The organism is Nonomuraea sp. NPDC001684 (assembly GCF_053596515.1).
The window spans coordinates 1-11,161 of record NZ_JBSFGJ010000313.1 but is presented as its reverse complement, the minus strand read 5'-3'; the positions used below and the strand labels follow the sequence as shown (position 1 = coordinate 11,161).

Genomic DNA, 11,161 nt, shown 5'->3' with positions numbered 1-11,161 from the left:
GGCGGCGTGGGCGGCCCAGGAGCGCCTGCGCGCCTCGCGTGACTTCGCGCTGCAGTCGGCGCTGGCCCGGCGGCTGCTCGCGGCGGGCCGGCCGGCCCACGAACCGGCCGGCGACGGCGGCATCTGGCTGGAGGGGGCGCCGGCCGAGGCCGTGGCGCTGGGATGGGGGGTGCGCGGCACGCTGACCGCCTACCACGTCCGCCCGATGGGGGCGCTGGCCGACGACGGGCCGCTGGTGCAGGCGCTGGTCACCGCGGCGCTGGGCCAGGTGCCGGTGCTGCGGCGCGGCGAGGGCTGGGCCGGGTGGTCGCCGGAGCCGCCCGGCGAGCTCGCCGAGCACCTGCGGCGCTGCGTGCACGGCATGCCCTGGCCGTGCGCGGCCGGGGTGGGCGCGGCGGTGGAGGGGCTGGAGGCGGTGGGGGAGTCGCTGCTCGGCGCCGAGGCGGCGGCGTTCGTGGCCGGCGCGGGCACGGTGGCCCGCGCCGACCGGATGGGACCGGCTGAGCTGCTCGGCGCGCTCCCGGCGGGGGTGCTGCGCGCGCCGGCGACCGTCGTGCTCCAGCCGCTGCTGGCCGTCGACAAGGACGGCACGCTGCTGGTGACGCTGGCCGCCGTCCTGGACGAGGGCGGCGCGCTCAAGGCCGCCGAACGCCTGGGCGTGCACCGCAACACGGTCACCACCCGCCTGGACCGCATCAAGGCCGCCGGCTTCGACCTGGACGACGCCGCCACCCGCCTGGCGCTGCAGCTCGCCTGCCACGTGCTGCTGCGCTGAGCCGGGCGGCGGCGTCGCCGGGTCAGTAGCCCCTGGTGAGGTGGACGCCCGCGCCGACCTTGCGCCGCTTCCCGACGCCGTCGAGGAGGTTGCCCGAGGAGGCGATCGACATCGACTCGCCCTCGCCCTTGGCCAGCAGGATGCCGGTCTCTTGCTTGGTGCCGTGGCCGACGACGGTGTTGCCGGTGATCGCGGCGTGGCCCGCGCCGTAGTTGACCGCGTCCAGCGCCAGGTAGACGAAGTCCACGCCGTCCGGGAGCGGGCCGGTCGCGGCGATCTTGCGCTCGGGCGGCGCCGCGCCGCTCTGGCGGGCCTTGCGCAGCTCGGCCAGCGCGTTCGGCGGCGGCAGGAACTTGTGCACGCGGTTGCCGGTGATCGTGGTGGCGGCGTCGCCCTGCAGGTCGCAGCGGATGCCGTAGTACGTCTGGCCGGCCGTGCTCTCGGCGCCGAAGTCCTCGATGTAGTTGTCCTGGATGGAGGTGCCGAAGCAGCGGTGGGCGTCGATGGCGTTCTTCGGCGTCCCGTACAGGTGCAGGCCGCTCATCGTCCAGCCGGCCGCGTTGTCGCTCTGGATGGCGCTGGTGCCGCTGAAGCCGATCCAGGAGCGCTGCAGCGTCCAGTCGGTGACGGAGTTGCCCGGGTCGACGACGCGGATCCCGGCCTCGGCGGCGCCTTCGATGTAGACGTCGCTGATGACGCTGTTGACCATGGTGTTGCGCAGCGTCGTGCCGTTCCTGGACGGATTGCTGATGCGGATGCCGTCGGACGGCGTGCCGTAGATGTCCACGTCGTAGACGCGGGTGTTCCACGAGCGCAGCAGCAGGCCGACCGTGCCGGTGTTGTGGTCGCGGTTGCCGTCGATGGTCAGCCGCTCGACCCGCACGCTCTCGCCGCTGAACTCGGTGTCCTCCAGCCAGCCCTTGGCTGATGACGGGCCGTGCTGACGGGCCCTGTCCCCGGCCGGATCGGAGGCTTGCGTGGACGGTGTGTGCGTGACCGCCGGCATCGACGAGCGCGCCCCCGGGACGGCCGCCGCCCGGGTCCGGCTCCAGACGGCGCTGGCCGCGGCCTTCCGTTCCGCCTCCCGGCTCGGCGCCGAGGGCGGGGTCGGCGGCGGAGTCGGGATCGGCGGCGAGGGCGGGGTCGGCGGCGGAGTCGGGGTCGGCGGCGGGGTCGGGGTCGGAGTCGGGGAGCAGCACCGGATGCCCGCCCACGGCGTGCACCTGCTGCTGCCCGCCGGCGGCGACTCGCTGACCGTGCTCTCGCGCCTGCTGCGGGAGGTCGGCGCCGCGCTCGACGACGCCAACCGCGCCTGCGGCGCCCGGTCCGGGATCAGGCTGCGGCTGGCGCTGGCCCGCGGGCTGGTCCTGCCTCCGGGGATCGCGGGCCACGCCGTCGCCGAGTGCCTCCGGCTGCTGGACAGCGACGCGGTCCGGGCCACGGCGGCGAACCTGACCGTGGTCGCCTCGGACTCCTTCTTCCAGAACGTGGTGGCCCGGGGGCTGCTGGAGCACCGTCCCGAGGACTATCGTCCCGTCCGGATCGGCGGTGGCGCGTCCCCGATCGCCTGGCTCCACGCCCCGGACGTCCCCGTCTTGGACGTCCCCGTCGTGGACGGGCCGTCCCGTCTGCGGGCCGGGGAGATGGCGGCGGAGATGGCGGCGCGGGCCGGGCGGCTGCTGGGGCGGGGCGAGTACCGGCAGGCGATCCTGGACCTGGAGGAGACGCTGCGGCTGCTGCCCGGCGCGGACGGCCCCGACGCCGAGGAGTCGCTGCTGCGGCTCGGCGACTGCCACCGGCGGCTCGGCGACGTCGAGGCCGCGGCCCAGACGTGGTCGTTCCTGCTGGCACGCAGGCCGCTGTGCGCGGCGGTGTGCCAGCGGCTGGGCCGCCTGGAGCTGGAACGCCACCGCACCCACCTCGCGCTGGTCTACCTCACCGAGGGGCTGCGCCTGGTCCGGAGCCGCCCGCTCCCGGCGGGCACGGCGGGCACGGCGGGCACGGCAGGAACAGCGGGCACGACCGGGACGGCGGCGCCGACGGGGACGACGGCCGACCGGCTGACCTGCGCGCTGCTGCTGGACCTGTCCTGCGTGCGCAGCGCGCTGGGTGACCTCGCCGTCGCCGACGCCTTCCTCAACGAGGCGGCCGAGGCCGATCCCCGCAGCCCGCTGCCTCTGGTGCCGCTCGCCTTCCGGGCGGCCCGGCGCCGGGACCTGCAGACGACCCGGCGGCTGCTCGGCACCGCCCTGATCCGGGTTTCCGGTGAGGACAGAAAGGACTTCCTCCGGGAAGTTTGCACAGGTGCCGCATCCCGGGAAGGCGGCGACGTCATAATCAGGGTTCTCCAGGAGCACGGCCTGTACCCGACGGCCTTCCCCTGGACGACGAACGTCCCCCGCCCCCCACCCGCATGATCCGAGGTGACGCGCATGCCTCCCGACCTGTGGCCCAAGACCTCCTTCCTCGGCGCGCTGGACGAGCTGACCCGCAACGCGCTGCTGCGCCTGGGCCGCGTCAAGACGTACTGCTCGGGGGAGGCCGTGGTCCACCAGGGCGATCCGGGCGAGGCGGTCTTCCTGCTGCTCACCGGCCGGGTCAACGTGCACGCCACGGTCGAGAACGGCGCGGAGACGCTGCTCGCGATCCGCCATCCCGGCGACATCCTGGGCGAGATGGCGGTGTTCGGGGACATGCCGCGCACCGCCACGGTGACCGTCCGGGTGCCGGCCACCATGCTGGTGGTGGCCGGTGAGGCGTTCAAGCAGTTCGTCGGCGCGCAGCCGAGGGCCGCGGTGGCGCTGACCGCCAACACCGCCGACCGGCTGCGGCAGGCCAACATCTTCCGCGCGGACGCGGCCGGCTATGAGGTGGACCAGCGGCTCGCCCGTGCCGTGCTCTACCAGGTGCAGCGGTACGCCAACGTGGTGGACGGCCACTGGGCCGCCGACCTGCGCCAGGCGGAGCTGGCCATGCTGATCGGCGCGAAGGAGGGAACGGTGCAGAAGGCCATCGCCGCCATGAAGGAGCTGGTCGTCAGCCAGCGCGGCCGGGTGGTCATCCTGGACGTGGCCGGGCTGGCCGCGCTGGCCGACATGGACGTCCCGGACCACCTCCTCGGCGATCCCCCACGGTGAGCGCCGGCAGAGGCCGCCCGGGACCCCCTCCCGTCCCGCCGGCCCCTGCGCGGCGGGCCGAGCTCCCCCAGGATCGCCGCTGTCCCGGCGGGCTTCCCCGCACCAGTAGGGGTTGCCCGTCGCGGGCCCCCCGGACAATGACCTCGACCATCGACAGGAGAGGACGCGCATGTCATCGCCGCGAAGAGTGCTCTGCGGAGCCGTCGACATCAAGGGCTGGAGCGGACGGCCCGTGCCCGAGCAGATCCGCGCCCAGCAGAGCCTGGTCACGGTCGTGTACGCGGCCTGCCGGGCCGCCGGGCTGCCCGAGGAGATCGTGCAGAGCAGCGGCGACGGGGTGCTGATCATGCCTCCGAGCGACATCGACGAGACGGCGGTCGTCCCCGAGCTGGTGCACGGGCTGACCGTCGCGCTGCGGCAGGAGAACCGGCTGCTGAGCGAGGGCGCCCGGATCCGGCTGCGGTTGTCGCTGACCAACGGCGTGGTGTCCACCGGGCCCACCGGCTTCAGCGGCCCGGCGATCATCGAGTGCTTCCGGCTGCTCGACAGCCCGGCGGTCAAGTCCGTGCTGGTGGACCATCCGGCCGCCGAGCTGGCGGTGGTCGTCTCCGACCACCTCTACCAGGACGTGATCCGGCACGGCTTCCGGTCCTTGCGTCCCGAGGAGTTCTGGAGGGTGGACGGCACGATCCCGGAGCGGGGCTTCTCGGCGACCGCGTGGGTGTGGGTGTCGGAACGGGCGCAGGCCGGCGTGCCCGGCGCCGCCCGTACGGACGCCGCCGACGGGGTCGCCTCGCTGGAGGAGCTGCTGCGGGCCGAGCCGGCCCCCTCGCCCTCCACGTTGCTGCGGCTGGGCCGCGCCCAGCTCGACGCGGGTGAGGCGGAGGCGGCGCGGCTGACCTACACGTACCTGATCGAGCGCGCGCCGCGGGAGGCCACGGCGTATCTGGAGCTCGGCCGGCTGGAGCGGCTGGCGGGCCGGCCCGCCGCCGCCCGGCACTACTTCGCGACGGGGGCCGGCCTCCTGGACGACGGCGGGCTGCTGTCGCGGCTGGTGCGGGAGCTGCTGGAACTGTCGGCATGACCGGCGGCGGTCAGAGGTTCTGCAGCACCGCGACGACGGCCATGACGGTGAGCATCGCCAGGCCGGCCAGCAGCGCGCCGAGCGCCAGGCCGGCCCAGCGGTACTTCTTCCTCGCCACCCTGGCGTTGGCCCAGATCTGGTGGGCGATGGCGGGCACGAGCGCCTCGGGCCGGGCGACCAGGCCGCTCAGCTCGCCCACGTACGTCTCGGGCCGGGCGCCGAAGCGCGTGGCGACGTGGTGGTAGTGCAGCACGTTGGTGGGCTCGCTGCGCACCCTGGGGATCAGCGCCAGCGCGGCGGCGAAGGCCGCGGTCAGGACGCACACCGCGCAGGCCACGGCCGCCAGGCCGAAGGCCACGCCGGTGCGGGGCACGCTCCTGATGAGGGTGTAGACGAGGCCGCCGACGACCCCCGCCGCGGCCAGGGTGAGGCCCGCCTTGGTCTCGGCGTGCTTGACCAGGTCCACGACGAGCGTGAGCGCCTTCCAGGCGTGTTCGGCCCCCGGCTCGGCCGGCGGCCCGGCGGGCGCGACGGCGGGAAGGGACTTCTTGACGGGAGCCCGCTTCATGAGGGCGTTCCCGACCGCGGGTGCGCGCGCCGGCCGGGCCGCCGGGGCTGTCCGGGACGGGTCACGGAGCTAGGTCACTTTCCAGCCGGTGCGGGCCGCCCAGTCCTCGGCGGTCGCCACGACCAGGTCGACGACCGGGTTCTTCGTCTCGGTGTAGGCGGCGCCGTCGGTCACCGCCTCGGCCAGGGACCGCTTGAAGGCCGCGTAGGCGGGCACCGCGGCCGGATGGGCCCGGAACCAGTCGCGAAACAGCAGGGCGAAGCGCTCCCCCGCGCCGCCCGCCGCGCGGAGGTGCAGGTTGACGTCGGGCCCGGCGTGGCCGCGGCGCATCCAGAGCCGCTTGCGCCACAGGTCGGGCGGGCCGGCCGAGCCCGCGGGGACGTGGTCGTGGAAGTAGGCGGTGCGGGCGAAGCCCAGCGCGTGCAGCGCCTCGGCCAGAGCCTCCTCGGCGGCGTCGAGGTCGGGCACGCTCACCTGGAGATCGAAGATCGGTTTGGCGTCCATGCCGGGGATGGAGGTGCTGCCGATGTGCTCCACCCGGAGCGCCGGGGGCGTCAGCGCGTCGAGCAGCTCGGCGGCGAGCGCCTTTCCGGCCGATTCCCAACCCGGATCATTTTTCGCGATGTCCACGCTAGGCACAGACAAATGGTAACGCCGCCAGAACGGCACACCTAGAGTTTTTCCCTTTTCACGTTCGACGCCATTTTCCTACAGCTGTGACCAGGGGTTTCATCAGAAAATAACCGCCTCAGAAAAGGCGGCCCGACAGCCCGCGGGAACGATTTCCCGGCGGGCTCCCGGCATTTCCCGGTGCATTCAGGGCGTCACGACACCGAGCGATACAGGGCCGCGGTCAGGTCGGTGACGCGTTTGACCGAGCCGCTCCAGGCGCTGCCCGCCGGATGGGCGGTGAGCACCGCCATGACCAGGCGGTCGCCGGCGCCGACCAGGCCCGTCGTGTGCAGCACGGGCCGGCCGTAGTCGGGCACGCCCGAGCCGGTCGCGCGCTGCGCGATCCACGAGACGGGCGCGGCCAGGGCCTTGGGGTCGCACGTGCCGGGCGGCGTCGCGCCGAACCCCGACCAGCCCTGCTTGACCGCCCACGGCCTCGGCACCGCGCGCGGGATGCCGAAGGTCTGGTCGAAGCCGTCGGTGCCGCACGGCGTGGAGGCGCGCAGGTGGCCGAGGACGAGATCGCGCACCCGGGCGTCGGCGGTGTCCAGCAGGTAGCGGTAGGTGCGGACGACGTCGTACGCGCTGAGCGAGGTGTAGCCCCAGAAGCCGGGCTTGGACGCGGGCGGCGGGGTGGTGTCGGCCAGGCCGAGCCGGCGGGCGGTCCGGACGATGATCTGCCCCTTGCCGTCGCGGTCCCAGAACGCCGAGGCGGCGTCGTCGTCGCTGGAGCGCAGCATGATCTTCAGCAGCCGGGCGTCGGCCGGGGGCACGCTCTTGCGCCGCTCCAGGTAGTCGATCGCGATGAGGATCTTGACGACCGACGCCGAGCGGAACTTGCGGTGGGCGTTCCGGACGGCGACGATCTTGCCCGCCTTCCTGTCGAACACCACCCAGGCCGCCGTGGTGCCCCCGGGCACCTGGATCGGGCGGGCGACGGCGGCGTGGGCGGGCGTGGCCAGGGCGACGACGGGGACGACCGCCGCCGCGGCGGCCAGGGGCTTCATTCGCACCCGCCTATAACTACCAGATTGTGTCGTCCACCCCTTGACCGTCCAACGAAAGCGGGTATAAACACAGGAGAAACCAAGCAGAAACGGCGGTGAACCAACATCATGTACGCCGAGGAGCGGCAGCAGGAGATCCTCCGCAGAGCGCGGGACGCGGGCCGCGTCGACGTGGTGCGGCTGGCCGCCGAGCTCGACGTGACCACCGAGACGATCCGCCGCGACCTGACCGCGCTGGAGCGGGCGGGCGTGCTGCGCCGGGTGCACGGCGGCGCGATCCCCGTGGAACGCCTGGGGTTCGAGCCCGCGCTGGCCGCCCGCGACGAGGTGATGACCGCGGAGAAGGAGCGCATCGCCAAGGCGGCCCTGGCCGAGCTGCCCGAGGACGGCTCGGTCATCATCGACGCCGGCACCACCACCGGCCGCCTGGTCCAGGCGCTGCCCGCCGACCGCGAGCTCACCGTGATCGTCAACTCGCCGCCGCTGGCCACCGTCCTGGCCTCGCGGGCCAACCTCCAGGTGATCGTGCTGGGCGGGCGGCTGCGCGGCAAGACGCTGGCCACGGTCGACGACTGGGCGCTGCGCCCGCTGGCCCACCTCAACGTCGACGTCGCGTTCATGGGCGCCAACGGCTGCTCGCCCGCCCGGGGCCTGACCACGCCCGACCCGGCCGAGGCGGCGATCAAGCGGGCCATGGTCCGGGCCGCGCAGCGCAGCGTGCTGCTGGCCGACCACACCAAGTTCGGCAACACCTACCTGGCCACGTTCGCCGAGCTGGGCGAGATCGACGTGGTGATCACCGACGCCGGGATCGACCCGGCGCTGGCCGCCGACGTCGCCGCGGCCGGGCCGGAGGTGATCCGCGCGTGATCCTCACGTTGACGCTCAACCCGAGCCTCGACCGCACGATCGAGATCGCCGCCCTGACCAGGGGCGCGGTGATCCGGGCCGCGCGGGCCCGGCTCGACCCGGGCGGCAAGGGCGTCAACGTCTCGCGGGCGCTGCTGGCCAACGGCGTCGCCGCCCGCGCCGTGCTGCCCTTCGCCGGGGACGAGGGCGCGCAGCTCGTCCGCCTGCTGGCCGCCGAGGGCCTGGACATGGTCACCGTCCCCGTGGCGGGCACGACCCGGTCCAACGTCACGCTCGCCGAGCCCGACGGCACGGTCACCAAGATCAACGAGCCGGGGCCCGCGTTGTCGGCGGCCGAGCTGGACACGATCGCCGAGACCGTGCTGGCCGCGGCGCGGGAGGCGGACTGGGTGGTGGCCTCGGGCAGCCTGCCGCCCGGCGTGCCCGCCGACGTCTACGCCCGGCTGTGCCGCCGTTTCGCCGCCGCGGGCCTGCACGTCGCCGTGGACACCAGCGGCCCGGCCCTCGCCCGCGCGCTGGAGGCCGGTCCGGCGCTGGTCAAGCCCAACCTCGACGAGCTGGCCGCGGTGACCGGCCGGCCGTTGTGCCGGGTCGGCGACGTCGTCGAGGCGGCGGCCGGGCTGCGCGCCGCGGGCGCCCGCACGGTGCTGGCCAGCCTCGGTGCCGACGGCGCCGTCCTCGTCCAGGACGACGGCGTCTGGTACGGCGAGGCCGCGGTCACCGGGCCGCGCAGCTCCGTCGGCGCCGGCGACGCCATGCTGGCCGGGTTCCTGGCCGCGGGCGGGCACGGCGTCCCCGCCCTGGCCGAGGCGCTGGCCTGGGGCGCGGCGGCGGTCCGGCTGCCCGGCAGCAGGATGCCCGGCCCCGCCGACATCGACCGCGCCGGGGTGCGCACGGGAGCCCCCGACCCGGCCCGCCCGCTCACCGTCCCGCACGCGCCGCCCGTCCCGGAGCCGGTCGCCCCCTCACCGCACGGCTGATCCACTGCTCATCCCCCCGAAGGAGCACGTCCATGGCCGACAGTTACACCCCTCCGGTCTACGGCACCGGAGTCAAGGCCACCATCCAGCGTCTAGGCGGCCATCTGGCCGGGATGATCATGCCGAACATCGGCGCGTTCATCGCCTGGGGCCTGATCACCGCGCTGTTCATCCCCACCGGCTGGCTGCCGGACAAGGAGCTGGCCGCGCTGGTCGACCCGGTCATCAAGGCCCTGCTGCCGATCCTCATCGCCTACACCGGCGGCCGCATGGTCCATGGGCAGCGCGGCGCGGTCGTCGGCGCGGTGGCGGCGATGGGCGTGGTCGTGGGCTCGGACATCCCGATGTTCCTGGGCGCGATGATCGTCGGTCCGCCCGCCGCCGTGATTCTGAAATATGTGGACAAGTTCACTGAGCAGCGGACCCGGGCCGGGTTCGAGATGCTGGTGGACAACTTCACCGCCGGCATCGTGGGCGCCGCGATGGCCGTGGCCGGGGTGCTGGGCATCGGGCCGGTCGTCCGGGTCGTCACCGACGCGGCGGGCCAGGCGGTCGAGTGGCTGATCACCAACAACCTGCTGCCGGTGGCCTCGGTGCTGATCGAGCCGGCCAAGGTGCTGTTCCTGAACAACGCGGTCAACCACGGCGTGCTGGGGCCGCTGGGGGTGGCCGAGGCGGTGCGGCAGGGCAAGTCGATCCTGTTCATGCTGGAGTCGAACCCCGGCCCCGGGCTCGGGCTGCTGGTGGCGTACCTGCTGTTCGGGCCGCGTCCGCTGCGGCCGAGCACGCCCGCCGCGATGATCATCCACTTCTTCGGCGGCATCCACGAGATCTACTTCCCGTACGTGCTGATGAAGCCGCGGCTCATCCTGGCCGTCATCGCGGGCGGCGCGGCCGGCGTGTTCACCTTCATGATCACCGGCGCGGGCCTGGTCGCCACGCCCTCCCCCGGCAGCATCTTCGCCTACCTCGCGGTGACGCCGCGCGGCGGCTGGCTCGGCTCGATCGCCGGGATCGCGGTGGCCGCGGCCGTGTCGTTCGCCGTCGCCGCCGTGCTGCTGGGCTTCGGCCGGGGCGAGAAGGAGCCGGCGCCGGACGTCCCCGGCCCGCAGGACGCCGTCGCGGACCCGCCGGCGCCCGAACCCGCCAGCCCCGAACCCGCGAGCCCCGAACCCGTCAGGACCGAACCCGTCAGGACCGAACCCGTCAGGACCGAACCCGTCAGCAAGGAGGCGTGAGCCGTGGCCGGCATCGACAGCAAGGACATCCACAAGATCGTCGTGGCCTGCGACGCGGGCATGGGCAGCAGCGTCATGCTCGCCTCACAGCTCCGCAAGCAGCTCAAGGAGAGCGGCGTCACCGTCGAGCACACCCCGGTGAACTCCATCCCCGCCGACGCCGACGTCGTCGTGTGCCACTCCGGGCTGGCCGCCCGGGCCAGGGCCGCCGCGCCGGGCAAGGCGCTGGTGTCCTTCCAGGTCTTCCTCGGCGACCCGGCGGTGACCGCGCTGGTGAACACCATCAGGAACGGCGGCGCCGTCGATGCGTGAGGACCTGCTCGACGCGCGGGCGATCCTGCTGCACGAGAGCGCGGCCTCGCGGGAGGAGGCCGTCCGCCGGTGCGGGCGGGTGCTGGTGGAGGTGGGGGCGGTCGCGGAGCCGTACGTCGAGGCGATGCTCGAACGCGAGCGCACGATCTCCACCTACGTCGGCGAGGGGGTGGCCGTCCCGCACGGCACGGCCGCCTCCAAGCGGGACGTCACGCGCGACGCGATCTGCGTCGTGCGCTTCCTCGGCGGGATCGACTGGGACGGCGAGCGCGTCACGCTGTGCGTGGGCATCGCCGCCGCCGGCGACGGGCACGTGCCGCTGCTGGCGGCGCTGGCCGAGATCCTGCTCGACCCCGACCGGGCCAGGGCGTTGCGCGAGGCGACGGAGCCGGGCCAGGTGCTGAAGGAGCTGACGTGAAGGTAGCCAGGTTCCACGCCCCGGGCGACATCAGGATCGAGGACGCGCCGGAGCCGCAGGCCGGGCCGGGCGAGCTGAAGATCCGGGTGCTGCGTACCGG

The 11,161-nt window shown here is 74.2% G+C and carries 13 protein-coding genes; 9 read left to right on the top strand and 4 right to left on the bottom strand.

Features of this window, described 5'->3' with window-relative positions; translation table 11 throughout:
* Window positions 1-775, top strand: a 775-nt coding sequence (locus tag ACWCSD_RS37085) for a PucR family transcriptional regulator (RefSeq protein WP_449921981.1), incomplete at its 5' end; no start/stop codon positions are given.
* 22 nt (window positions 776-797) lie between these two features.
* Here the strand turns inward: ACWCSD_RS37085 and ACWCSD_RS37080 are convergent.
* Window positions 798-1,781: a right-handed parallel beta-helix repeat-containing protein gene (locus ACWCSD_RS37080; protein WP_449921979.1), complete on the bottom strand. Its 984-nt coding sequence runs from the start codon at window positions 1,779-1,781 to the stop codon at window positions 798-800.
* On the opposite strand from ACWCSD_RS37080, the gene ACWCSD_RS37075 reads away from it, so the two are divergent.
* From ACWCSD_RS37075 to ACWCSD_RS37065, 3 genes are all read left to right on the top strand, one after another.
* Window positions 1,768-3,192 (top strand): tetratricopeptide repeat protein, encoded by a 1,425-nt coding sequence (locus tag ACWCSD_RS37075; RefSeq protein WP_449921977.1) that lies wholly within the window; start codon window positions 1,768-1,770, stop codon window positions 3,190-3,192. The two genes, ACWCSD_RS37080 and ACWCSD_RS37075, sit on opposite strands and share 14 nt — an antisense overlap.
* A 15-nt stretch (window positions 3,193-3,207) precedes the next feature.
* Window positions 3,208-3,912 (top strand): Crp/Fnr family transcriptional regulator, encoded by a 705-nt coding sequence (locus ACWCSD_RS37070; RefSeq protein ID WP_387669335.1) that lies wholly within the window; start codon window positions 3,208-3,210, stop codon window positions 3,910-3,912.
* A 169-nt stretch (window positions 3,913-4,081) separates the two neighbouring features.
* Window positions 4,082-4,996, top strand: a complete 915-nt coding sequence (locus ACWCSD_RS37065; protein WP_449921975.1) for a tetratricopeptide repeat protein — start codon at window positions 4,082-4,084, stop codon at window positions 4,994-4,996.
* 10 nt (window positions 4,997-5,006) lie between these two features.
* Here ACWCSD_RS37065 and ACWCSD_RS37060 read toward each other — a convergent pair whose 3' ends face one another.
* From ACWCSD_RS37060 to ACWCSD_RS37050, 3 genes are all read right to left on the bottom strand, one after another.
* Entirely contained in the window at window positions 5,007-5,564 is a 558-nt protein-coding gene (locus ACWCSD_RS37060) for a Pycsar system effector family protein (protein ID WP_397156474.1), read from the bottom strand.
* 69 nt (window positions 5,565-5,633) lie between these two features.
* On the bottom strand, window positions 5,634-6,203 hold the full coding sequence (locus ACWCSD_RS37055) for a GrpB family protein (RefSeq protein ID WP_449921973.1): 570 nt from the start codon (window positions 6,201-6,203) through the stop codon (window positions 5,634-5,636).
* Between the two features lie 185 nt (window positions 6,204-6,388).
* Window positions 6,389-7,243, bottom strand: coding sequence for a hypothetical protein (locus ACWCSD_RS37050; RefSeq protein ID WP_449921971.1), 855 nt, complete (start codon window positions 7,241-7,243; stop codon window positions 6,389-6,391).
* A 108-nt stretch (window positions 7,244-7,351) separates the two neighbouring features.
* Between ACWCSD_RS37050 and ACWCSD_RS37045 the strand changes: the two genes are divergently transcribed.
* From ACWCSD_RS37045 to ACWCSD_RS37025, 5 genes are read left to right on the top strand one after another with little or no spacing between them, the layout of a single operon-like run.
* A complete protein-coding gene (locus ACWCSD_RS37045) occupies window positions 7,352-8,113 on the top strand; it encodes a DeoR/GlpR family DNA-binding transcription regulator (RefSeq protein ID WP_352350975.1) in 762 nt (253 codons plus the stop codon).
* Entirely contained in the window at window positions 8,110-9,093 is a 984-nt protein-coding gene (gene pfkB / locus ACWCSD_RS37040) for a 1-phosphofructokinase (RefSeq protein ID WP_449921969.1), read from the top strand. Before ACWCSD_RS37045 ends, pfkB begins: the two co-directional genes overlap by 4 nt.
* A gap of 32 nt (window positions 9,094-9,125) precedes the next feature.
* Window positions 9,126-10,331, top strand: coding sequence for a mannitol-specific PTS transporter subunit IIC (gene mtlA / locus ACWCSD_RS37035; protein WP_449921968.1), 1,206 nt, complete (start codon window positions 9,126-9,128; stop codon window positions 10,329-10,331).
* Window positions 10,332-10,334: 3 nt separating this feature from the next.
* Window positions 10,335-10,643, top strand: coding sequence for a PTS lactose transporter subunit IIB (locus tag ACWCSD_RS37030; RefSeq protein WP_358286402.1), 309 nt, complete (start codon window positions 10,335-10,337; stop codon window positions 10,641-10,643).
* Window positions 10,636-11,061, top strand: coding sequence for a PTS sugar transporter subunit IIA (locus ACWCSD_RS37025; protein WP_449921965.1), 426 nt, complete (start codon window positions 10,636-10,638; stop codon window positions 11,059-11,061). The genes ACWCSD_RS37030 and ACWCSD_RS37025 overlap by 8 nt, the downstream gene beginning before the upstream one ends.
* Window positions 11,062-11,161 lie beyond the last annotated feature (100 nt).

Bases quoted from the DNA above. Each gene is read 5' to 3' on its own strand.
- ACWCSD_RS37050 (WP_449921971.1), bottom strand. From the start codon at position 7,243: ATGAAGCCCCTGGCCGCCGCGGCGGCGGTCGTCCCCGTCGTCGCCCTG.
- ACWCSD_RS37025 (WP_449921965.1), top strand. From the start codon at position 10,636: ATGCGTGAGGACCTGCTCGACGCGCGGGCGATCCTGCTGCACGAGAGC.
- mtlA (WP_449921968.1), top strand. From the start codon at position 9,126: ATGGCCGACAGTTACACCCCTCCGGTCTACGGCACCGGAGTCAAGGCC.
- ACWCSD_RS37065 (WP_449921975.1), top strand. From the start codon at position 4,082: ATGTCATCGCCGCGAAGAGTGCTCTGCGGAGCCGTCGACATCAAGGGC.
- ACWCSD_RS37070 (WP_387669335.1), top strand. From the start codon at position 3,208: ATGCCTCCCGACCTGTGGCCCAAGACCTCCTTCCTCGGCGCGCTGGAC.
- ACWCSD_RS37045 (WP_352350975.1), top strand. From the start codon at position 7,352: ATGTACGCCGAGGAGCGGCAGCAGGAGATCCTCCGCAGAGCGCGGGAC.
- ACWCSD_RS37060 (WP_397156474.1), bottom strand. From the start codon at position 5,564: ATGAAGCGGGCTCCCGTCAAGAAGTCCCTTCCCGCCGTCGCGCCCGCC.
- ACWCSD_RS37080 (WP_449921979.1), bottom strand. From the start codon at position 1,781: ATGCCGGCGGTCACGCACACACCGTCCACGCAAGCCTCCGATCCGGCC.